The organism is Streptacidiphilus sp. MAP12-20, assembly GCF_041262525.1.
Lineage (GTDB): Bacteria > Actinomycetota > Actinomycetes > Streptomycetales > Streptomycetaceae > Streptacidiphilus.
In genome coordinates this window covers 158991-181724 of the sequence record NZ_JBGCCK010000011.1, presented here as the reverse complement: position 1 = coordinate 181724, position 22734 = coordinate 158991, and the positions used below count along the sequence as shown (strand labels likewise).

The window sequence follows — 22734 nt, the reverse complement described above, 5'->3', positions numbered from 1 at the left end:
AACTGACCGTACCGGTAGGCCCCTCGGGCACAAAGCGCACCCCCGCCCTAACGCCGCGCGTGGTAACGCGTGGCGGGGACGGGGGTGCGTGGAACGCGTCAGCGTCGGAGGCGTGTCAGACGCCCAGCAGGTCGACGACGAAGATCAGCGTCTCGCCCGGGGCGATCGCGCCCGGAGCGCCACGGTCGCCGTAGGCGAGGTGGGCCGGGATGATCAGCTCGCGACGGCCGCCGACCTTCATGCCCTGGACACCCTGGTCCCAGCCCGCGATGACCTGGCCGACGCCCAGCTTGAAGCGGAGCGGCGTGCCGCGGTTCCAGCTGGCGTCGAACTCCTCGCCCGTGCTGAAAGCCACGCCCACGTAGTGGACGTTGACGTTGGCCCCGGCCTTCGCCTCGGCGCCGTCGCCCTCCCAGATGTCACGGATCTGCAGCGTGGCGGGGGCCTCGCCGCCCGGGAAGTCGATCTCCGGCTTCTCGATGCTCAAGGTAGTGCTCTCCTCAGAAGGGACGTACGAGGGCAGCCTCTGAATACTGCCTCGTCGGATCGTGCTCGGTAGTGCTCAGCCCCTACGTTACGCGGCGCCGATGATGTCCACGACGAAGACCAGGTTCGCGTTGGCCGGAATGCCCTGGGTGCCCTGGGCTCCGTAACCGTCGGCCGAGGGAATGGAGATCAGGACCCGGGAGCCGACGGTCTGGCCGACCAGGGCCTTGTCCCAGCCCGGGATGACCTGGCCCTTGCCGATCACGAAGCTGGTCGCGCCGCCGTGGTTCCAGGAGGAGTCGAAGACCGTGCCGTTGCTGAGCAGCGCGCCGGTGTACTGGGCGATGAGCTGCTGCCCGGCCTTGACCACCGGGCCGGTGCCCTTGACCAGCACCCCGACGCCGAGCTTCTTCGGGTTCTTCTGGGAGGCCGCGATGGTGAAGCTCGCGGCGGCCTTGTCCTTGACGTTCACGGTGGGCAGATCGGCCGGGGCCGGCTGTGCCGCGCCCTGCGCGGTCGCGTCCCACGGCACGGCCGTGGTGATGTCGAAGACCATGACCAGGGTGTCGTGACAGGTGATCTTCAGCTGCGGGTAGCCGGCGTTGCCGAAGCCCGCCGCCGGCGGGGCCACGACCAGGACGCGGCTGCCGACCTTGTGACCCTGGACCGCCTTGCTGAACATCGGCAGCATCGGCGTCGTGTGCTGGTTGTTGACGGCGGCGCCGCCGCCGTCCGCGTACGAGTTCTGGAAGGTCTTGCCGTCCCAGGTCTGGCCCACGATGTTGAAGCCGACCGCGTCGTCCGCGCTGACCACCTTGCCAGTGCCCTCGGAGAGCGTCTTGACCACGAACTTGCCGGTCGGGCTCCCCTTCGGCACCGTGATCGTGGCGCTCTTGCCGAACTCGCCGGCGACCGTCGGCAGCGGGCTGTCGCTGTCGACCGCGGCCGGAACCGGGAGGCGGGTGGCGGCGGCGCTGCCGCTCGGGCACGGTGACGCGCCGCTCGGGGCGGGCGCGGCCTGCTTGGCGCTGCTCCCACAGCCGGTGAGCAGCAGCGTCGGCGCGAGAAGCAGCGCGGCGGCGAGTCGGCGCACGGTGATCCTTAGGTGGTTGGCGGTTCCGATGGTCCGCGCCACTCTATGGCCTTGCGCCGACTCCCCGCTGAGACCTCAGCCACATCACCGGTCACATTCCGGCAATGAGCTTCTCGACTCGTTCGTCGACGGAGCGGAACGGGTCCTTGCACAACACGGTGCGCTGCGCCTGGTCGTTCAGCTTCAGGTGGACCCAATCGACGGTGAAGTCGCGGCGCTGCTCCTGCGCCCGCCGGATGAAGTCGCCGCGCAGCCGGGCCCTGGTGGTCTGCGGCGGCACCGACTTGGCCTCGAAGATCTTCAGGTCGTTGCTGATCCGCTCCGCCTGGCCGCGGTTCTGCAGCAGGTAGTAGAGGCCGCGACGGCGGTGGATGTCGTGGTACGCGAGGTCGATCTGGGCGACCCGCGGGTGGGACATGCTCATGCCGTTCTTGGCCCGGTAGCGCTCGATCAGCTGGTACTTCATGACCCAGTCGATCTCACGGTCGACCTTGGAGTAGTCCTCGGAGCGGATCGCCTCCAGCGTGCGGCCCCACAGGTCGAGCACCTTGGCGATGGTGCCGGTGCGGATGCCACGGTTGTCGGCGAAGTCGCTGGCCTTCTGGAAGTACTCCTGCTGGATCTCCAGCGCGCTGGCCTCGCGGCCGTTGGCGAGCCGGACCAGACGGGAGCCGGTCAGGTCGTGGGAGACCTCGCGGATCGCCCGGATCGGGTTCTCCAGGGTGAGGTCGCGCAGCACCGTGCCGGCCTCGATCATCCGCAGCACCAGGTCGGTCGCGCCGACCTTGAGCAGGGTCGTGGTCTCGGACATGTTCGAGTCGCCGACGATGACGTGCAGCCGGCGGTAGCGCTCCGCGTCCGCGTGCGGCTCGTCGCGGGTGTTGATGATCGGGCGGGAGCGCGTGGTCGCCGAGCTGACGCCCTCCCAGATGTGCTCGGCGCGCTGGCTGACGCAGTAGACCGCGCCGCGCGGCGTCTGCAGCACCTTGCCGGCGCCGCAGATCAGCTGTCGGGTGACCAGGAAGGGGATCAGGATGTCGGCCAGGCGCGAGAACTCGCCGTGCCGGGCGACCAGGTAGTTCTCGTGGCAGCCGTAGGAGTTGCCGGCGGAGTCGGTGTTGTTCTTGAACAGGTAGACGTCCCCCGCGATGCCCTCCTCGTGCAGCCGACGCTCGGCGTCCACCAGCAGGCCCTCGAGGATGCGCTCCCCCGCCTTGTCGTGCGTCACCAGCTCGGCGACGTCGTCGCACTCGGGGGTGGCGTACTCGGGGTGCGAGCCCACGTCCAGGTAGAGGCGGGCCCCGTTGCGCAGGAACACGTTGCTGCTGCGGCCCCATGACACGACACGGCGGAAGAGGTACCTGGCCACCTCGTCCGGGGACAGTCGTCGCTGCCCCCGGAACGTGCAGGTGACGCCGTACTCGTTCTCCAACCCGAAGATTCGGCGGTCCATGCCTACTTGTTCACCTTCCCCGCCTGATCGAAACCATTGGGAAGAGCTGGTGCTACTCCCCTTCGGTCGCCGCGGCCGAACCGGTCGGCGGCTCCTGATCCTCGGAGGCGGCGCTGGCGTCGCCCTCCAGCAGGCGGCCGAGCTGGGTGCCCAGCAGCCGCTTGAACTTGCGCTGCTGCCAGCGGCTGCGGTCGAGCACCGCCACCTCCAGCTGATCCGGCGTCAGCGTCCGTGCGGCGCCGCCGTTCGGATCCCTGGCCAGGCCGTCGACGGCGAGCTTGAGCGCCTCGGTCAGGCTCATGCCGTCCTCGTGCCGCTGCTCCAGGTAGGTCGCGATGGACTCGGAGCTGCCGCCGACGGCGACGCTGCCGTGCTCGTCGACGACGGAGCCGTCCGGGGTGAGCCGGTAGATCTGGTCGTCGCCAGGGGTCTTGCCGACCTCGGCCACCACCAGCTCGACCTCGTAGGGCTTCTCACCGGTGGACGAGAAGATGGTGCCCAGCGTCTGCGCGTAGACGTTCGCCAGGCCACGCGCGTTGACGTCGGCGCGATCGTAGGAGTACCCGCGCAGGTCGGCGTAGCGGACGCCGCCGATACGGAGGTTCTCGAACTCGTTGTAGCGGCCGACCGCGGCGAAGGCGATCCGGTCGTAGATCTCCGAGACCTTGTGCAGCGCGCGGGAGGTGTTCTCCGCGACGAAGACGATGCCGTCGGCGTAGGTGAGCACGACCACGCTGCGCCCGCGCGCGATGCCCTTGCGGGCGTACTCGGCACGGTCGGCCATGGCCTGCTGGGGTGAGACGTAGAACGGCGTCGACACCGGCGGTCGCCCCTTCTGCTTGTCTTGTCGCTTGTCTTGTCTTGTCGCTTGTCGGTCGGTTACGCGATCAGGTGAGTGGGGGTCAGAGCAGCGCTGCCTGCGGCCCGTCCGGCTGCTCCAGACGGTGGCCCAGTACGGCTCGGGCCAGGTCGCCGACCTCGTCGTCGGCGAGGCGGCGGAAGCCCTCGTCGGTGATGACGGAGACGATCGGGAAGATCCCGCGCGTCAGATCCGGCCCGCCGGTGGCGGAGTCGTCGTCGGCGGCGTCGTAGAGGGCCTGGATGACGAGCGTGGCCGCCTGCTCGGCGGAGAGGTCGTGCTTGTAGAGCTTCTTGAGTGAGCCCTTGGCGAAGAGCGAACCGGAGCCGGTGGCGGCGAAGCCCATCTCCTCGGAGCGGCCGCCGGTGACGTCGTAGGTGAAGATCCGGCCCTTGCCGAGGTCCAGGTCGTAGCCGGCGAAGAGCGGCACCACGGCGAGGCCCTGCATGGCCATGCCGAGGTTGCCCCGGATCATGGTGGTGAGCCGGTTGGCCTTGCCCTCGAGGGAGAGCGAGGTGCCCTCGATCTTCTCGTAGTGCTCGAGCTCCAGCTGGAACAGGCGCACCATCTCGACGGCGAGACCGGCGGTGCCGGCGATGCCGACCGCGGAGTACTCGTCGGCGGGAAAGACCTTCTCGATGTCGCGCTGCGCGATGATGTTGCCCATGGTGGCCCGGCGGTCACCGGCGATGATGACCCCGCCGTCGAAGGTGGCGGAGACGATCGTGGTCCCGTGCGGGGCCTCGATCGGCGCCATCCCTGCCGGCAGGCTGCGGCGTCCGGGCAGCAGCTCGGGCTGGTGGTCGGCGAGGAACTCGATGAACGAGGACGACCCCGGCGTCAAGAAGGCAGCCGGTAGACGCCCGGTGCCACGAGTGTTGGCTTCCATCGGTTCCCTTCCAGGTAGTCAGCGGCCCGGCGGAGTGCGTCCGGCCGATCCTTCATCTGCCCCAGCGCCGCGTTGCAGGCGAAGCAGAGGATGCCTCGGACCCTACCCGTTTCATGGTCGTGATCCACATGTTCCGGCTTCGGTGACAGGCAGATCAGGCAGATCAGGCAGACGCCCAACTGAGCCTTGAGCATGGCGTCATAGTCAGCCTCCGTCATGCCATACGTGCGCCGGAGATGACCCCGCCGGCCTTCCGCCCTCCGGCATGACTTGCATCGAGTCACCAGACCATCCGGCGATTTCTTGTGGCGGTGCCACTCGGCGAGCGCCTTGAGCTCTCCACAGCCGGTGCACCGTATGGTGCCTTCCGGGACGGCCTTCAGGGCTCGGCGCTCCGAGCGCCTTCTTGCGTCCCACGCCTTCTGATATTCGGCGGCGCAGGCGCGGCAATAGATCTGGAGGCCGTCAGGCCGGCCGGAATGCCGAGCGAACTCCTCGCACGGCTTGACATTCTCGCAACGAGGGCACTTCTTCCGATCAACCTTGGATTCCAAGGTCAATCTACTCTCCGCCCTTCTGAACAAATCCGCGCACGAAATCCTCGGCATTGGACTCGAGGACCTCGTCGATTTCGTCCAGAACGGCGTCCACGTCGTCGTCCAGCTTCTCCTTGCGCTCCTTGAGGTCGGAGGCCTCGTTGGCCTCGACTTCGGTCTCCTCGACCTCCTCCGAGGAACGGTTCGCCCGCTGCTGACCGCCGCCGGTGTCCTTGGTCGCCATTGCCCTCACCCCGCTCGGTTGACTGGTTCCGTTCGCTGGCCCTGCTGGTCAGACCCTATACACGCGGTACGGAAGTTGCCTCGTGTTTGACCTGTAGTCGATGAACGTCGATTACTGCCCGGATGATGCCCAACCCGTCAGCGTTCACCCATCGTGAACGCTTGCCGCCAATCGGTTACGCCGAGCGCGTACACGTGTTCCGACGGGAACTCTCGCGCTCAGCCGCCGCTCAGCACCCGTACCAGCTCCTCCGCCGTGCGGCAGCGGTCCAGCAGGGCCTTGACGTGGTTCCGCGTCCCGCGCAGCGGCTCCAGAGTCGGTACACGCTGCAACGAATCCCGCCCCGGGATGTCGAAGATGACCGAGTCCCAGGACGCCGCCGCCACGTGGTCGGCGTACTGCTCCAGGCAGCGGCCGCGGAAGTAGGCCCGGGTGTCCTCCGGGGGCTTGTGGGCGGCGCGCAGGATGTCCGCGTCGTCCAGCAGCCTCTCCATCCGGCCACGGGCCACCAGGCGGTTGTAGAGGCCCTTCTCGGCCCGTACGTCCGCGTACTGGAGGTCGACCAGGTGCAGCCGGGCGTCGTCCCAGTCCAGGTCGTCGCGACGACGGTAGCCCTCGAGGATCTCCTTCTTGGCCACCCAGTCCAGTTGGCGCGAGAGCGACATCGGATCCCGCTCCAACCGGCCGAGGACGTCCTCCCAGCGGTCCAGGACGTCGCGGGTCTGGTCGTCGGCGTCCTGGCCGTAGCGGTCCTCGACGTACTTGCGGGCCAGCTCGCAGTACTCCATCTGGAGCTGCACCGCGGTCAACTTGCGCCCGCTCCTCAGCTGGACGAGCTGCTGCAGCGTCGGGTCGTGGGAGACCTTGTGCAGGGTGCGCACCGGCTGGTCGACGACCAGGTCGACGCTGATGAAGCCGTCCTCGATCATCGACAGCACCAGCGCCGTCGTGCCCAGCTTGAGGTAGGTGGAGATCTCGGAGAGGTTGGCGTCGCCGATGATCACGTGCAGCCGGCGGTACTTCTCCGCGTCGGCGTGCGGTTCGTCGCGGGTGTTGATGATGGGCCGCTTGAGCGTGGTCTCCAGGCCGACCTCGACCTCGAAGTAGTCGGCCCGCTGACTGAGCTGGAAGCCCTGGGCCGAGCCGTCCTGGTTGATGCCGACCCGTCCGGCGCCGGTGACGACCTGGCGGGAGACGAAGAAGGGCGTCAGGTGCCGCACGATGTCCGCGAACGGCGTGGACCGCTTCATCAGGTAGTTCTCGTGGGTGCCGTAGGAGGCGCCCTTGTTGTCGGTGTTGTTCTTGTAGAGGTGGATCGGCTGCGCGCCGGGCAGCTGAAGGGCGCGGTTGGCCGCCTCCTCCATGATCCGCTCGCCGGCCTTGTCCCAGAGCACGGCGTCGCGGGGGTTGGTGGTCTCCGGCGCGGAGTACTCGGGGTGGGCGTGGTCCACGTAGAAGCGGGCGCCGTTGGTCAGGATGATGTTGGCGAGGCCGATGTCCTCGTCGGTCAGCTGGCTGGCGTCTGCCGCGTCCCTGGCCAGGTCGAAGCCGCGCGCGTCGCGCAGCGGGTTCTCCTCCTCGAAGTCCCAGCGGGCCCGCCGGGCCCGGTGCATCGCCGCCGCGTAGGCGTTGACCACCTGGGACGAGGTGAGCATGGCATTGGCGTTGGGGTGGCCAGGAACGGAGATCCCGTACTCCGTCTCGATACCCATGACGCGCCGTACAGACATGCGGCCCTCCTTCGCGCTACCGCGGACGAACCCGTGCGGTAACCCGAGACTAGAACTGCGGGCTGACAACCGGGAGATCGCTGACACGAACGTCCGGCTGCGAGGGCCCACGGGCTCCCGCAGCCGGACGGTTTTGGACTGTGCTGTCTTGCTCGTACTGCCTTGCCCTGAGGTGCTGCCTTACAGGTACTGACCCGTGTTGGCCACGGTGTCGATGGACCGGCCGGACTCGGCGCCCTGCTTGCCGGTGACCAGCGTGCGGATGAAGACGATCCGCTCGCCCTTCTTGCCCGAGATCCGGGCCCAGTCGTCCGGGTTCGTGGTGTTGGGCAGGTCCTCGTTCTCCTTGAACTCGTCCACACAGGCGGCGAGCAGGTGGGAGACGCGCAGACCGCGCTGGCCGTGGTCCAGGTAGTCCTTGATCGCCATCTTCTTGGCCCGGTCCACGATGTTCTGGATCATGGCGCCGGAGTTGAAGTCCTTGAAGTACAGGACCTCCTTGTCACCGTTGGCGTAGGTGACCTCCAGGAAGCGGTTCTCCTCGGACTCGGTGTACATCCGCTCCACCACGGCCTGGATCATCGCGGCCACGGCGGCGTCGATGGAGCTGCCGTGCTCCTTGACGTCGTCCGGGTGCAGCGGGAGCGAGTTCTTGAGGTACTTGGAGAAGATGTCCTTGGCCGCCTCGGCGTCCGGCCGCTCGATCTTGATCTTGACGTCCAGGCGGCCGGGCCGCAGGATCGCCGGGTCGATCATGTCCTCGCGGTTGGAGGCGCCGATGACGATGACGTTCTCCAGGCCCTCCACACCGTCGATCTCGGCCAGCAGCTGCGGGACGATGGTGTTCTCCACGTCCGAGCTGACGCCCGAGCCTCGGGTGCGGAAGAGGGACTCCATCTCGTCGAAGAAGACGATGACGGGCGTGCCCTCGCTGGCCTTCTCCCTGGCCCGCTGGAAGACCAGGCGGATCTGCCGCTCGGTCTCACCGACGTACTTGTTGAGCAACTCGGGGCCCTTGATGTTGAGGAAGTAGCTCTTCCCCTGGGGCCGGCCGGTGACCTCGGCGACCTTCTTGGCCAGCGAGTTCGCCACCGCCTTGGCGATGAGCGTCTTGCCGCAGCCGGGCGGGCCGTAGAGCAGGACGCCCTTGGGCGGCCGCAGCTCGTACTCCTTGAAGAGGTCGGCGTGCAGGTACGGCAGCTCGACCGCGTCGCGGATCTGCTCGATCTGCTGGCCGAGGCCGCCGATCCGGTCGTAGTCGATGTCCGGCACCTCTTCGAGGACCAGCTCTTCGACCTCGCTCTTCGGCACGACCTCGTAGACGTATCCGGAGCGCGGCTCCATCAGCAACGCGTCGCCGGGGCGCAGCACGATGTCGCGCAGCGGTTCGGCGAGCCGGACCACCCGCTCCTCGTCCGTGTGCCCGGTGACCAGCGCGCGTTCGCCGTCCTCCAGCACCTCCTTGAGCGTCACGATGTCGCCGATGCTCTCGAACTCCATCGCGTCCACGATGTTGAGAGCCTCGTTGAGCATGACCTCCTGGCCGCGCCGCAGCTCGTCCAGCGGAACGCTCGGGCTGACGTTCACCCGGAGCTTGCGCCCACCGGTGAAGATGTCGGCGGTGCCGTCCTCGTTGCCCGACAGGAAGGTGCCGAAGCCGGCGGGCGGCTGCGCCAGCCGGTCGACCTCCTCCTTCAGGGCCACGATCTGGTCCCGCGCCTCGCGCAAGGTCGAGGCGAGCCGCTCGTTCTGGGCGGTGACGCCGTTCAGGTTGGTCTGCAGCTCGACAATCCGCTCTTCGAGGATCCTCGTGTGCCGCGTGGGCTCAGTGATCTTCCGGCGCAGGACTGCGATCTCCTGCTCCAGCATCGAGATCTGGTTCTGTGCCTCTTCAGAACCCCGTGCGGGCCTGCCGCCTCGGGCGTAGTCGTCTTCGTGGGCTGCCACGGTCCTCACCTCCTCCGGGGGGAGCTGACGCTTCCAGACCCTACCTGCGCCTGGGAGTGTTGAAACCCCTTGATCAGAAACTCGGAAGGGGTGTGTCCGATCTTCACCCTTGCGCACGTCCCCTCAACAGGGGCATACCCACTCGTTACGAGCTCGAAAGCGGTCAGTTGTACGCTGACAACGTCAGAAGCCATCGAGAAATGAGAATGGCGGCGGGGATGTCCACCAGCACCGGCAGCGAGACCACGGCGGCGCTCGAAGTCTGGATCGACCAGGACCTGTGCACGGGCGACGGGATCTGCGTCCAGTACGCACCGGAGGTGTTCGAGCTCGACATCGACGGGCTCGCCTACGTGAAGGGCACCGACGAGGAGCTCCGGGTCGACCCCGGCGCCTGTGTGCCGGTGCCCTTGACGCTGCTTCAGGACGTGGTGGATTCGGCCAAGGACTGCCCCGGCGACTGCATCCACGTCCGCCGGGTCAAGGACCAGGTCGAGGTCTACGGACCTGACGCGGAGTAGGGCGCGCAGCTTCGAACCACCCCTCGCCACGTGACGAAGATCACATGACGGGGGGTGAGCTGTCTCGGCGTCAGCGCGGACGGCCGGAGCGCGAGCCCAACGATCATGACCTAGTCAGTCCGAAGTTATCCACAGGAGCGCCGCACCACTGCGCTGTGGGTGCCCTTCTCGGATAGCGTGCTTTCGCCGAAGCGATCCGGGGGGAAGCATGGGCACCGAGGTCCAGATCACCCATCTGATGGCGGCCGCAGCCGTCATCCTGTGCGCCGCGCAGATCGGCGGCAGACTCGCGCGGTGGCTGCGTCAGCCGACGGTCATCGGCCAGTTGCTCGCGGGGCTCGCGCTGGGACCGACGGTGCTCGGACACCTGCCCGGCGGGCTCGCCCACACGCTGTTTCCGCCCTCCGTCTCGTCGGCGCTCTCGGGCCTCGCCCAACTGGCGCTGGTCCTCTTCCTCTTCGCCGTCGGCTGCGAGCTCGATCTGCGGGTCGTCCGCAGCCGCACCCGGCTGGTGCTGACCGTCGCGGCCGCCGCCTTCGCGGTGCCGATGGCGGCCGGTGTCGCACTGGCGCTCACCTGCCGGGCCCAGGTCGCCGCCCTGGGCGGGCCGCGCTCCGCGCAGCTCGGCCCGGTGCTGTTCCTCGGGGTGGCCCTGTCGATCACTGCCGTCCCGGTGCTGACCGCTGTCATCCGCGAGAACGGTCTGCAGCCGACCCGGGTCGGCGTCGTCGCCTTCGCGGCGGCCGGCCTGATCGACGTCCTGGGCTGGTCGGTGCTGACCTTCGCGCTGCTGACCGGCGGCTCCCAGCGCGGGTTCGCCTGGCCGGCGCGGCTCGGGCTGTTCGCCCTGCTGGTGGCGGCGCAGCTCACGCTCCGGCCACTGCTGCGCCGGATGCTCACCAGGACCGCGGGTGATCCAGGGCTACGGCTCGGCGTCCTGCTCGCCTACGCCTGCGCGGCGGCCTGGGCCACCAGCGCGCTCGGCCTCCACACCATCGTGGGGGCGTTGCTCGCCGGCGTCTGCCTACCGCGGACCACCGCGGAGGGTACCGTTCCGGCGGTCGTCGTGGAACGCCTGCACGGGCTCGGCTCGCTGCTGCTGCCGTTCTTCTTCGTCCTGTCGGCCCAGGCCGTGGACATATCCGCGATACCGCCCGCCGGGCTGCTCGCACTGCTGACGGTCACCGTCGTGGGGATCACGGTCAAGGTCGCCGGCGGCACGCTCGCGGCCCGCGGCTCGGACCTGTCGGGCAGGGAGCGGCTGCTCGTCGGCATCCTGCTGAGCACCCGCGGCCTGACCGAGCTGATCGCCCTGAACGCGGGCGCCCAGGCCGGCTTCATCGGCGGTGCGCTCTACAGCGTCTTCGTGCTGATGGCCCTGATCACCACGGTGCTGACGCAACCCCTGCTGAGCCTGCTGATCGACCGCCCTCTCCCCCGACCGGGCGGGGCCACGGACGGGGTCCCCCGTCGGAGGACCCCGCCGCGGGGCGGCGACCCGAAAGGGGGCGATCCCAGGACGGGAGCGGCCGTCGGCTCGGCGTAGCCCGGACCGCGCCGCCATCGCGGACCCGACCCCGGGTCAGCTGGCCGGCGGCGCGGACATCTTGGGCTCGGACGTCCTGGGCTCGGACATCCTGGGCTCTGAGCCCGCCTCAGACCTGGTTCTGGTTGGCCGTGACGGCGGGGTCGCCCCAGCTGCCGTTCGCCGCGAAGGTCCAGTCCAGTGTCTCGTGGACGTCCGGGCAGCAGTTCGGGACGTCAGCCGTCGAGTAGCCGCTGACGACCGCGTGGATGCTGCCGTCGGAGCGCATCGCCATGCTGCGCACGGTGAGGCGGCGGGCCGGGTCGAGGAGGCGCACGACCGCGGTCGAGCCGGCTTCCAGGACGAACAGGCCGTCCGGCGGGGTGCCGCCGGTCGCGTCGCAGCGGGCCGCGACCACGGTGACCGGCACCCCCGTGCCGGGCAGGGTGGCGGCGAAGCGCTGGTCGATCTTCACCGGCTGCCCGGCGCAGTCCAGCGGCAGGGTGACCTTGCTCGGGTCCGGTGCGGCGGCTGCGCCGACCTGGTGGGCGGCGCCCGGGGCGGCCTGCTGCGCGGCGCCGGCCGGACCCACCGCGAGCGCGGTGCCGACCACGGCGGCGATGCCGGCGGCGGTGGCCACCCAGTGCAGCGGTCTGCTGCGGGCGTGCGCAGGAGGACTGGCCGGAGTCGTCACGGTCTCCTCCCCCGCACCGCTGGTCGCCACGGCCGCATCCTGCTCGCTGGACCTCGCCACCACCTGCACCACCAGGGCACACCCCGCTTCCCGCGCGTTCGAGGGCAGCATCGTCCCACAGTCCGGACGCGGGCAGAACAACGGGGAAGCGACGATTCCGTCGCTTCCCCGTGTGCGCTGCCCCGCCCGCTGTCCGAGGCGCGGGACGAACCGGTCAGTCCCGGTCGAAGTCCTCGACGTACTCCTCGCCGGAGGCGTCCGAGCGCCCCTCGGCCAGCTTCAGGAACCGGCCGGGCTTGACCTTCTCCGGGGCCTCCACCTCGCCGTACGCGCCCTTCGCCGGGCGGCGGCGACGCAGCGGCGGCTCGACGCCGTCCGCCAGGCGGCGGGAGGTGAGCAGGAATCCGGTGTGGCCGATCATCCGGTGGTCCGGGCGCACGGCCAGTCCCTCGACGTGCCAGCTGCGCACCATCGACTCCCAGGACTGCGGCTCGGTGAAGGTGCCGTGCTCGCGCAGCGCCTCGACGGTGCGCGAGAGCTGCGTGGTCGTGGCGACGTAGCAGCAGATGACACCGCCGGGCACGAGCGCCTTGGAGACGACGTCCAGGCACTCCCAGGGCGCGAGCATGTCCAGCACGACCCGGTCGACCTCGGTCTCGACGAGGTTGTCCTGGAGGTCGCCCAGGGTCAGCTTCCACGCGGGGTGCGGGCTGCCGAAGTAGCGCTCGACGTTGTTCCGCGCGATCTCGGCGAAGTCCTCGCGGCGCTCGTAGGAGGAGAGCGAGCCGCTGTCCCCCACCGCGCGCAGCAGCGACATGCTCAGCGCACCCGAGCCGACGCCGGCCTCCACGACGCGGGCGCCGGGGAAGATGTCGGCCATGGTGACGATCTGCCCCGCGTCCTTCGGGTAGACGACCGCGGCACCGCGCGGCATGGAGAGGACGTAGTCGGGGAGCAGGGGGCGCAGCGCGAGGTACTGGGTGTTCCCGGTGGTGCGCACGACGGAGCCCTCAGGGGCCCCGATCAGCTCGTCGTGCGAGAAGGCACCCTTGTGGGTGTGAAAGGCCTTCCCGGCTTCGAGCGTGATGGTGTGGTGGCGCCCCTTGGGGTCGGTGAGCTGGACCTGGTCCCCGACCTGGAAGGGCCCACGGCGGCGGGCGGCGCCGGTCGGTTGAGTCATGGGCGCTAGTTTACGGGCGCGGGGACGGGCCCCCGACCAGGATGGGCGGCTCACCGGCCATCGCTCGGGCGAAGGCGCCCTCGACGTCGACGGCCGCGAGGACGCCGAGCGGGGTGCCGTCGGCGTCGCGGACCAGGTACTCGGCGGCCGGGGCGGCCCGCAGGGTGTCCAGCAGGTCCTCGCCGACGAGGGCGGAGTCCACGTAGCTGCCCGGACCCAGCGGCACCGACACCTCGCTGACCTGCATCCACGGCCGCCGGTGCTCGGGGATCGCCCGGACCGCCCGCTCCCGCACCAGCGCGATCGGGGTGCCCGCCGAGTCGGTGACGATGATGCCGAGCGCGTCGGCGGCCTCCAGCAGGCGCAGCGCCTCGGCGAGCGGGGTGTCGGCGCTGACGCTGACGGCCGGCCGGGTCAGCGCGGTGACGCTGAGCTCGGGCAGGCGCTCGCGCAGCCGCGCGGTGCGCAGGCTGCTGCCCGCGCCGTTCCAGATGATCGCGGCGAGGATCGCGCCGAGCACGGCGTCGGTCAGCAGCGCGCCGATGCCGACGTCCTGGTTCTGGGTCGCGGACCAGGCGGGCATCAGGATCAGCACCGCGATCGCGAGGGCCCGGCCGACCCACGCGGCGGCGAGGGTGCCGGTCATCTGGCGACCGGAGAGCTTCCAGACGACCGCCCGCAGCATCCGGCCGCCGTCGAGCGGCAGGCCCGGCAGCAGGTTGAAGGCGGCGACCACGAAATTGCTCAGCATCAGTGCGGTGACCAGCACGCCGGGGACGGTGGCCGGGGTCACGAACTGCATGGCGCCGAGGAAGACGCCGCCCAGCACGAGGGAGAGCAGCGGACCGGCGAAGGCCAGCCAGAACTCGCGTCCGGCGGTCTCCGCCTCCTTGGTGATCTCGGATACCCCGCCGAAGAACTGCAGCTGGATCCTGAGCACCGGCAGCTTGAAGCGGAGCGCCAGCACCGTGTGGGCGAGCTCGTGGATCAGCACCGACCCGTAGAAGGCCACCGCGAAGAAGAGCGAGACCAGGTAGCGCGCGTTGCCCAGCCCGGGCAGCACCGAGTCGATCTGTCCGCCGAAGAGCCAGGTGATCAGCGCGGCGATCAGGAACCAGCTGGGCGTGACGTACACGGGCACCCCGAACGGGCGGCCCATCCGCAGCGCCCCGGTGGGGCGCTCCTCTTCGGGCTCGCTCGCTCTGCTGTCCGCTTTGCCGTCGGTTCCGCTCACGTCCGCCCCTCCGTACCCGTGCCCGCGCGCCACACGCTACGCGATCAGTTCCCGCCGGGAGCGCGCGGCGGGCCGTCTGTTCAGTACTTACCCGCATGCTGTCGGTGCCAGGCCATAGGGTCGGACCCATGCAAGCCGCCGACCCGTCGACCGCTCCCGACGTCACACTGCCCGCCGTCACACTGCCCGCCGTCACACTGCCCTCCTCCCTCTCCCCCTCCCGGGCGGGAGACTTCATGACCTGCCCGCTGCTGTACCGGCTGCGGGTGATCGACAAGCTGCCCGAGCCGCCCAGCCCGGCGGCCACGAAGGGCACGCTGGTCCACGCGGTGCTGGAGCGGCTCTTCGACGCCCCCGCCGGCGCCCGCACCCCGGACGCGGCGCGGGCGCTGCTGCGCCCGGAGTGGGAGAAGCTGCTGCTGGAGCGGCCCGAAGCCGCCGAGCTCTTCCCAGCCGACGCGGACGCGACGGAGCTGGCCTCCTGGCTCGCCGAGGCGGAGAAGCTGCTCGACGCCTACTTCCGGATCGAGGATCCGAACCGGCTCCAGCCCGCCGAGCGCGAGCTGCTGGTGCAGACGACGCTCGAGTCCGGCCTGCTGCTGCGCGGTTACGTCGACCGGATCGACGTGGCGCCCACGGGCGAGGTCAGGGTGGTCGACTACAAGACCGGCCGGGCCCCCTCGCGGGACTTCGAGGGCAAGGCCATGTTCCAGATGAAGTTCTACGCCCTGGTGATCTGGCGTGAACGCGGCGTCCTGCCCAAGCGGCTCCAGCTGGTCTACCTGGGCGGCGGCGGGCAGATCGTCAGCTACGACCCGGACGAGGCGGATCTGCTCGCCGTCGAGCGCAAGCTGCTCGCGCTCTGGACGGCGATCCAGCAGGCGCTGGAGACGGGCGAGTGGCCGGCCAGCCCCAACCGGCTCTGTGACTGGTGTGCGCACAAGTCGCGGTGCCCCGCGTGGGGCGGCACTCCGCCTGCGTACCCTTTGGAGATCAAGACAGCTCTTGAACAAGCTGTGCCCGAACAAGCCCTGAACGAGACGGCCTGAACGAGACGGCCTGAACGGCCGAGTGGAGCGTGCTGTGACGATCCGAGTGCTGCTGGTCGACGACCAGCCGCTGCTGCGCACCGGTTTCCGGATGATCCTGGAGGCCGAGGGCGACATCGCCGTGGTCGGTGAGGCCGGGGACGGGCAGCAGGCGCTCGACCAGGTCCGCGCGCTGCAGCCGGACGTGGTCCTGATGGACATCCGGATGCCGCGCATGGACGGCGTCGAGGCCACCCGCCGCATCGCGGGCCCCGGCCGGGACGGCCCGGCCAAGGTGCTGGTGCTGACCACCTTCGACCTCGACGAATACGTCGTGGAGGCACTGCGCGCCGGGGCGAGCGGCTTCCTGCTCAAGGACGTGCCCGCGGAGGAGCTGGTCCAGGCGATCCGCGTGGTCGCCGAGGGCGCCGCGATGCTCGCCCCGAGCGTCACCCGCCGCCTGCTCGACATGTACGCGGGCCGACTGCCGTCCGGCGACGAAGCCCCACCGCCCTCCCTCGGCACGCTGACCGAGCGGGAGGTGGAGGTGCTGAAGCTGGTCGCCAAGGGCCTGTCGAACGCGGAGGTCGCCGCCGAGCTGTTCGTCAGCGAGACGACCGTCAAGACGCACGTCGGCCATGTGCTGACCAAGCTCGGCCTGCGGGACCGGGTCCAGGCCGCGGTCTTCGCCTACGAGAGCGGCCTGGTCCGTCCCGGCGGCAGCTGAACCACGGCAGCGAGGCTGCGCGAAGCCGCACGGGGCGGCCGACTCGTCGTCGGCCGCCCCGTGCGGTTTCTGCTCTGTCCCCGGCGGGATCAGCTCTTGCCGATCAGCCACCAGCGGGCGTTGCCTGAGCTGTCGAGCGTGAGCGGCACGCCGGTGACGTTCGCCTGCGAGGCGGCGTACTGCTGGTTGGCCCAGATCGGCAGGACCGGGACGTCGCGGGCGATGATGTCCTGGATCTGCTTGTAGATGGCGCGCGCGTCCTCGCGGTGCTGGACGGCCAGGCCCTGCTTGATCAGTTCGTTGATCCTGCTGTCGCTGTAGCCGTTGTACAGCGCTCCGGGGGCCGGGCCGGAGACCATGGGCGAGATGTAGTCGTCGGGGTCGAGGTAGTCGGCGGACCAGGCGACCATGAAGGCCTGGAAGTTGCCGGTCTCGAGAACCCTCTTCGACATCTCGGAGAACCCGCCGGCGAAGCCCTGGAGCGACACCTGGAAGAGCTTGGAGTTGTTCAGCTGATCGGCGATCATCTGAACCTCGCGCTCCTTGGCCGCGTCACCCTTACCGAAGGAGAGGGTGAACTTGACCGGCAGCGAGACGCCCGCGTCGACCAGAGACCGTTTGATCGCGGAGAGCGTCTTCTGCTTCGGCTGCATGTACGACACGTTCGCGAAGGACTCCGACTCGTCGGTGATGCCGGGGGGCATGACCGAGTAGGCGGGCGCGACCGTGTTCTGGTAGGGGCCGCTGATGATCGCGGTGCGGTCGATCAGCTGGGCCACGGCCTGGCGCACCGTGACGTTCTTGAACACGCCCTTGAGCGTGTTGAAGGACATCAGCCGGACCGTGCCGCCGGGGCCCTGGGCCACCTGCAGGCCGGAGCCGAGCTGCTGGTTGCCCTGCATCGAGACGATGTCGCTGGCGTTGAGGTCCTGGATGACGACATCGACATCCTTGGAGTCCAGCGCCTGCTTGGTACCGACCTGGTCCGCGTAGTACTTCAACTCGACGGCGGAGTTGTGCGGGGTCACCGTGGCGGCACCCTGGTAGTTCGGGTTCAGCGAGAGCTTGACGTCGACGGCGCGCTTGTCGGTCGAGCCAAGGGTGCCGAACTGCACCGAGTCGACCTTGTAACGGCCCGACCCGACCACGCCGGTGAAGTCGGCGGGCTCGGCGCTGGTCTCAGAGAAGACCTTCGGGTCCACCAACGAGGCGACACCGGAGGCGAGACGGTCCTTCAGGGTCGCGTCGGCCTGGGTCAGGTGGAAGGTGAACTGCGTGCTGCTCTGCACGTCGATCGACTTGATCGAGCTCAGCAGCGCGCCGACGCCGGTCTTCGACTTGATCTTCGCGACCCGGTCGAGCGAGAACTTCACCGCCGCCGCGTCGAGCGGGTCACCGTTGGAGAACTTGAGACCCGGCTTGAGCTCACAGTTGACCGTCACCAGGTCCGCGGCCGGGGTGCAGCTCTTGGCCGCATCCTCCGACGGGACGTTCGAGCCCGGTGCGTAGGTGTAAAGGCCCTGGTAGATGTTGTAGTACAGCGTCCACGAACCCTGGTCGTAGGCGTTTGCCGGATCCAGCGTGGAGTAGGCGTTGGCCGAGCCGACCTTGAGGGTCACGTTCGGAGCGCCCGCCACCGGTCCGGTCGACTTGGAGGAACCGCAGGCGGTGGTCGCGGCTATCAGGCCGACGCAGCTGATCGCTGCCAGCCGCTTGAGTGCTGACATGTGTCCTTCTTCTCCTTGCCGGCGCTGAGGGTCGCCGCCGTGCCTCGACGACACCGCGACACCACGACAAGGGGTGCCGCCGGGTCCGCGCAGGGTCGATCGTTGGGTAGCCTGCCATACGATCGCACGAAGCTGCAGCCGCCCTTTACCTAGGGTTCCTCCAAGAGCCCGAAAATGCGCCGGAATTGACGACCAGTGCACCGATAAGTCCGATTTGGCGTTAGCAGGTAGTTACCTTCGGCGGGCGAAACTCCGGGCGGTTCCCCTGCCCGGTCGCCTGCCCGGTCGCCCGCTCAGTCGTCGGCCAGCAGCGCGCGCAGCAGCGCGGTGTCGACGCCTTCCAGCGAGGCGCGCACCGTCGTGCGCGGGCCCGGCTCGATCACGGCGACGGAGGGCACCGCGAGCACGTGGCAGCCCGCGGCCTGGCCCGAGCGGACGCCCGTCGGCGCGTCCTCGATGACGACGCAGCGCGCGGGGTCGGCGCCCAGGCGGGCTGCGGCGAGGAGGTAGGGGTCCGGGTGCGGCTTGGTGCGGGCGAGCTCGTCACCGGCGACCGTGAAGGCGAAGAAGTGCGCGCCCAGGGTCAGCAGCACCTGGTCGATGATCCGTCGGTGCGAGGCGGAGACCAGGGCGACCGGCACGCCGTGGGCGGCGAGATCCACCAGCAGGGACTTGGCCCCCGGGCGGACCGGGACGCCCTGGCCGATCAGCTCGACGAAGCGCTCGTTGATCAGCTCGCCCAGCCGCTCCGGCGTGAGCGGCGCCCCGGAGACGGCGAGCAGGTGGTCGACCACCCGGGTCATCGGCCCGCCGACCACGACCTCGCGCTCCTGGACGCCGATCGGGTGACCCAGCTCGGCCAGGAGGGTCGACTCGGCCTCCCACCAGAAGTCCTCGGTGTCCACGAGGGTGCCGTCCATGTCGACGAGTACGGCCTGGAGGGTGCGGGAGGCGACGGTGGTCACGGGCGGTTCCGCCTTCTTCGTGCTGGTAGGGCCGTTCGGGCCGGTCACTTTCACAGTGGCCGGCCCGAATGGGTCCTACAGCTTAAGCCAGATCGATCCGCCTCGCAGATCGACTCGAAGCAGATCGACTAGAAGCCGATCGACTCACAGCGGATCGACTCAACGCGCGTTGAAGTACTTCGCCTCGGGGTGGTGGATGACGATGGCGTCGGTGGACTGCTCGGGGTGGAGCTGGAACTCCTCGGAGAGGTGGACGCCGATCCGTTCCGGGCGCAGCAGCTCCGCGATCTTGGCGCGGTCCTCGAGGTCCGGGCAGGCGCCGTAGCCCAGGGAGAAGCGGGCGCCCCGGTACTTGAGGGCGAACATGTCGCGCATGTCCTTCGGGTCCTCGGAGGAGAAACCCAGTTCTGCGCGGACCCGCGCGTGCCAGTACTCGGCCAGCGCCTCCGCCAGCTGCACGGACAGGCCGTGCAGCTCCATGTAGTCCCGGTAGGCGTTCGCCGCGAACAGCTCGTTCGCCTCCTCGGAGATCCGGTTGCCCATGGTGACGACCTGGAGCGCGACGACGTCCTTCTCGCCCGTCTCCTCCGCCCGGAAGAAGTCGGCCAGGCAGAGCCGGCGGCCGCGACGCTGCCGCGGGAAGGTGAAGTCGGTCCGCTCCTTGCCGTCCTCGCCCAGCACCACCAGGGTGTTGCCGCGGGCGACGGCGGGGAAGTAGCCGTAGACCACGGCCGCCTCCAGCAGGCCCTCGGTCTGCAGGCGGTCCAGCCACATCCGCAGCCGCGGCCGGCCCTCGGTCTCCACCAGCTCCTCGTAGGAGGGGCCGCCGGTGCGGGCGGCCTTCAGCCCCCACTGGCCCTTGAACAGCGCGTCCTCGTCCAGCCAGGACGCGTAGTCGGCCAGCGGGATGCCCTTGACGATCCGGTCGCCCCAGAACGGCGGGGACGGCACCGGGTTGTCGGCCGCCACGTCCGAGCGGGTCGTGGTCTCCTCCGGCTCGGCGACCTCCACCTTCGCGTGCCGCCGCTGCTTCAGCTCGGGCAGCACCGCGCCGGGGACGCCGCGCTTGACCCCGATCAGCGCGTCCATCAGGCGCAGGCCCTCGAACGCGTCACGGGCGTAGCGGACCTCGCCCTGGTAGATCTCGTGCAGGTCCTGCTCCACATAGGCCCGGGTCAGCGCCGCGCCGCCGAGGATCACCGGGAAGTCCGCGGCCAGGCCGCGCTGGTTGAGCTCCTGCAGGTTCTCCTTCATGATCACCGTGGACTTCACCAGCAGCCCGGACATCCCGATCACATCGGCGCGGTGCTCCTGGGCCGCTTCCAGGATCGCCGACACCGGCTGCTTGATGCCGATGTTCACGACGGTGTAGCCGTTGTTGGACAGGATGATGTCGACCAGGTTCTTGCCGATGTCGTGGACGTCGCCCTTGACCGTGGCGAGCACGATCGTGCCCTTGCCCTCGGCGTCGGACTTCTCCATGTGCGGTTCGAGATAGGCGACCGCGTTCTTCATCACCTCGGCGGACTGGAGCACGAACGGCAGCTGCATCTGGCCGGAGCCGAACAGCTCGCCGACCGTCTTCATGCCCTCGAGCAGCACCTCGTTGACGATCTCCAGCGCCGGACGCAGCGTCAGCGCCTCGGCGAGGTCGTCCTCCAGGCCGTTGCGCTCGCCGTCGACGATGCGGGCCTGCAGCCGCTCCTCCAGCGGGAGCGCGGCCAGCTCCTCCGCCTTGCCCGCGCGCACCGACGCCGCGCTGACGCCCGCGAAGAGCTCCAGGAAACGGGAGAGCGGGTCATAGCCCGCAGCGCCGCCTTCAGCAGGACGGCGCCGGTCGTAGACCAGGTCCAGAGCCACCTCGCGCTGCTCCTCGGGGATCCGCGCGATCGGCAGGATCTTCGCCGCGTGCACGATCGCGGAGTCGAGCCCCGCCTCCACGCACTCGTGCAGGAACACCGAGTTCAGCACCATGCGCGCGGCCGGCGAGAGGCCGAAGGAGATGTTGGAGAGCCCCAGCGTGGTCTGCACGTCCGGGTGACGGCGCTTCAGCTCGCGGATCGCCTCGATCGTCTCGATGCCGTCCCGGCGCGACTCCTCCTGGCCGGTGCCCAGCGTGAAGGCGAGACAGTCCACCAGGATGTCCGACTCGCGGATGCCGAAGCGGGAGCCCAGATCCGCGATCAGCCGCTCGGCGATCGCGACCTTCTTCTCGGCGGTGCGGGCCTGCCCGTCCTCGTCGATCGTCAGCGCGATCAGGCCCGCGCCGTGCTCGGCCGCCAGCGCCGCAATCCGGCCGTAGCGGGAGTCGTCCGCGTCGCCGTCCTCGAAGTTGACCGAGTTGAGCACCGCCCGGCCGCCGAGCAGCTCCAGGCCGGCCCGCAGCACCTCGGGCTCGGTGGAGTCCAGCACGATCGGCAGCGTCGAGGCCGTCGCCAGCCGCCCGGCCAGCTCCTTCATGTCCGCGACGCCGTCACGGCCGACGTAGTCCACGCAGAGGTCGAGCAGGTGCGCGCCCTCACGGATCTGCTCGCGGGCGATGTCGACGCAGCCCTGCCAGTCCGCAGCGAGCATCGCCTCGCGGAACTTCTTCGAGCCGTTGGCATTGGTCCGCTCGCCGATCGCGAGGTAGGAGGTGTCCTGGCGGAACGGAACCGCCTGGTAGAGCGAGGAGGCCGCCGCCTCCGGCTGCGGGGTCCGCGGCACGATGGGCAGGCCCTGGACGCGCTCGACCACCGCACGCAGGTGCTCGGGCGTGGTCCCGCAGCAGCCGCCTACCAGCGACAGGCCGTAGTCCCGGACGAAGACCTCGTGCGCGTCGGCCAGTCCGGCCGGGTCGAGCGGGAAGTGCGCGCCGTCCTTCGTCAGGATCGGCAGGCCGGCGTTCGGCATGCAGGAGACGCCGATCCTGGCGTTCCGGGCGAGGTACCTCAGGTGCTCGCCCATCTCGGCCGGGCCGGTGGAGCAGTTCAGTCCGATCAGGTCGATTCCGAGCGGTTCCAGCGCGGTCAGCGCGGCCCCGATCTCGGAGCCCAGCAGCATCGTCCCCGTGGTCTCCATGGCGACCTGGGCGATGAGCGGCAGGTTCAGGCCCGCCTCGGCCAGTGCTTGCTTGACGCCGAGGACGGCGGCCTTGACCTGGAGCAGGTCCTGGCTGGTTTCGATCAGCAGCGCGTCCGCGCCGCCCGCGATCAGACCGGCCGCGTTCTGGTGGAAGCCCTCGCGCAGCGCCTCGAAGCTGACATGGCCCAGGGTCGGCAGCTTGGTGCCGGGGCCGATCGAACCCAGCACCCAGCGCTGCCGCCCGTCCTTGGCGGTGACCTCGTCGGCTACCTCGCGGGCGATCCTGGCACCGGCCTCGGCCAGCTCGAAGATCCGGTCGGCGATGTCGTACTCGGCGAAGGCGGAGAGATTGGTGCCGAACGTGTTCGTCTCGACGCAGTCCACGCCGACGGCGAAGTAGGCCTCGTGCACGGCCCGCACGATGTCGGGACGGGAGACGTTCAGGACCTCGTTGCAGCCCTCGTGGCCCTCGAAGTCCTCCATGGTCGGGTCCTGCGCCTGGAGCATGGTTCCCATGGCCCCGTCGGCCACGACCACGCGGGTGGCGAGCGCCTCGCGGAGCGCGTCGGCGCGCTCTTGGGGGGCAGGAGGGGCGAAAACGGCCATGGTGAGCTCCCTGTGTGCGACGGCTGTCGACTTTGCGCCCGCACATCCACAGGCGCACGAGGCCCAGAGTATGTCAGCGGTCGACCGGAGAACCGCTTGATTCCGCCAGGTGGGACGGACGCGAAGGGGCGTCGGAGCCCTGCTGGTCACGGGCGGCAGGTCGAGCGAGTGCATCCGGTAAAAGGAATGGTTGCCCGTACGCTGGGCACTTACAGTCCGTGGGGCGG

General features: G+C 69.6%; 19 protein-coding genes. 4 read left to right on the top strand and 15 right to left on the bottom strand.

Features of this window, described 5'->3' with window-relative positions; all coding sequences use genetic code 11:
• Positions 1-115 precede the first annotated feature (115 nt).
• From ABIA32_RS17405 to arc, 9 genes are all read right to left on the bottom strand, one after another.
• Positions 116-487: an FKBP-type peptidyl-prolyl cis-trans isomerase gene (locus tag ABIA32_RS17405; protein WP_370096043.1), complete on the bottom strand. Its 372-nt coding sequence runs from the start codon at positions 485-487 to the stop codon at positions 116-118.
• 87 nt (positions 488-574) lie between these two features.
• Positions 575-1579 (bottom strand): FKBP-type peptidyl-prolyl cis-trans isomerase, encoded by a 1005-nt coding sequence (locus ABIA32_RS17400; RefSeq protein ID WP_370096041.1) that lies wholly within the window; start codon positions 1577-1579, stop codon positions 575-577.
• A 91-nt stretch (positions 1580-1670) separates the two neighbouring features.
• Positions 1671-3032: a Pup--protein ligase gene (gene pafA, locus ABIA32_RS17395; RefSeq protein WP_370096040.1), complete on the bottom strand. Its 1362-nt coding sequence runs from the start codon at positions 3030-3032 to the stop codon at positions 1671-1673.
• Between the two features lie 52 nt (positions 3033-3084).
• Positions 3085-3852, bottom strand: coding sequence for a proteasome subunit alpha (gene prcA / locus ABIA32_RS17390; RefSeq protein ID WP_370096038.1), 768 nt, complete (start codon positions 3850-3852; stop codon positions 3085-3087).
• 82 nt (positions 3853-3934) lie between these two features.
• Entirely contained in the window at positions 3935-4780 is an 846-nt protein-coding gene (gene prcB / locus ABIA32_RS17385; RefSeq protein WP_370096036.1) for a proteasome subunit beta, read from the bottom strand.
• A complete protein-coding gene (locus ABIA32_RS17380; protein ID WP_370096035.1) occupies positions 4732-5388 on the bottom strand; it encodes an endonuclease VII domain-containing protein in 657 nt (218 codons plus the stop codon). The genes prcB and ABIA32_RS17380 overlap by 49 nt, the downstream gene beginning before the upstream one ends.
• Positions 5342-5560 carry a ubiquitin-like protein Pup gene (locus ABIA32_RS17375; RefSeq protein WP_037606618.1) on the bottom strand — a complete coding sequence of 73 codons (219 nt, stop codon included), beginning with the start codon at positions 5558-5560 and terminating at the stop codon, positions 5342-5344. The genes ABIA32_RS17380 and ABIA32_RS17375 overlap by 47 nt, the downstream gene beginning before the upstream one ends.
• A 218-nt stretch (positions 5561-5778) precedes the next feature.
• The gene (dop, locus tag ABIA32_RS17370) at positions 5779-7290 is read right to left on the bottom strand and encodes a depupylase/deamidase Dop (protein ID WP_370096033.1); all 1512 of its coding nucleotides are present in this window, start codon (positions 7288-7290) and stop codon (positions 5779-5781) included.
• Between the two features lie 180 nt (positions 7291-7470).
• Positions 7471-9237: a proteasome ATPase gene (gene arc / locus ABIA32_RS17365; RefSeq protein WP_370096031.1), complete on the bottom strand. Its 1767-nt coding sequence runs from the start codon at positions 9235-9237 to the stop codon at positions 7471-7473.
• A gap of 218 nt (positions 9238-9455) precedes the next feature.
• Here arc and ABIA32_RS17360 point away from each other — a divergent pair, with 218 nt between their 5' ends.
• Both ABIA32_RS17360 and ABIA32_RS17355 read left to right on the top strand, forming a co-directional pair.
• The gene (locus ABIA32_RS17360) at positions 9456-9758 is read left to right on the top strand and encodes a ferredoxin (RefSeq protein ID WP_370096029.1); all 303 of its coding nucleotides are present in this window, start codon (positions 9456-9458) and stop codon (positions 9756-9758) included.
• Between the two features lie 208 nt (positions 9759-9966).
• On the top strand, positions 9967-11304 hold the full coding sequence (locus ABIA32_RS17355) for a cation:proton antiporter (protein ID WP_370096027.1): 1338 nt from the start codon (positions 9967-9969) through the stop codon (positions 11302-11304).
• A 109-nt stretch (positions 11305-11413) separates the two neighbouring features.
• Here the strand turns inward: ABIA32_RS17355 and ABIA32_RS17350 are convergent, their stop codons facing one another.
• The 3 genes from ABIA32_RS17350 to ABIA32_RS17340 form a co-directional block, all read right to left on the bottom strand.
• Positions 11414-12007, bottom strand: coding sequence for a hypothetical protein (locus tag ABIA32_RS17350; protein ID WP_370096025.1), 594 nt, complete (start codon positions 12005-12007; stop codon positions 11414-11416).
• 184 nt (positions 12008-12191) lie between these two features.
• Positions 12192-13157: a tRNA (adenine-N1)-methyltransferase gene (locus ABIA32_RS17345; protein WP_370096023.1), complete on the bottom strand. Its 966-nt coding sequence runs from the start codon at positions 13155-13157 to the stop codon at positions 12192-12194.
• 10 nt (positions 13158-13167) lie between these two features.
• The gene (locus ABIA32_RS17340) at positions 13168-14391 is read right to left on the bottom strand and encodes a site-2 protease family protein (protein ID WP_370096021.1); all 1224 of its coding nucleotides are present in this window, start codon (positions 14389-14391) and stop codon (positions 13168-13170) included.
• Between the two features lie 128 nt (positions 14392-14519).
• On the opposite strand from ABIA32_RS17340, the gene ABIA32_RS17335 reads away from it, so the two are divergent.
• Positions 14520-15440: a RecB family exonuclease gene (locus ABIA32_RS17335; protein WP_370096019.1), complete on the top strand. Its 921-nt coding sequence runs from the start codon at positions 14520-14522 to the stop codon at positions 15438-15440.
• 34 nt (positions 15441-15474) lie between these two features.
• Positions 15475-16146 (top strand): response regulator, encoded by a 672-nt coding sequence (locus ABIA32_RS17330; protein WP_370096017.1) that lies wholly within the window; start codon positions 15475-15477, stop codon positions 16144-16146.
• Between the two features lie 89 nt (positions 16147-16235).
• Here the strand turns inward: ABIA32_RS17330 and ABIA32_RS17325 are convergent, their stop codons facing one another.
• The 3 genes from ABIA32_RS17325 to metH form a co-directional block, all read right to left on the bottom strand.
• Positions 16236-17873, bottom strand: a complete 1638-nt coding sequence (locus tag ABIA32_RS17325; protein ID WP_370096015.1) for an ABC transporter substrate-binding protein — start codon at positions 17871-17873, stop codon at positions 16236-16238.
• A gap of 293 nt (positions 17874-18166) precedes the next feature.
• Entirely contained in the window at positions 18167-18838 is a 672-nt protein-coding gene (locus ABIA32_RS17320) for an HAD family hydrolase (protein WP_370096013.1), read from the bottom strand.
• A 159-nt stretch (positions 18839-18997) separates the two neighbouring features.
• Positions 18998-22507, bottom strand: a complete 3510-nt coding sequence (metH, locus tag ABIA32_RS17315) for a methionine synthase (RefSeq protein ID WP_370096011.1) — start codon at positions 22505-22507, stop codon at positions 18998-19000.
• Between the last annotated feature and the right edge of the window lie 227 nt (positions 22508-22734).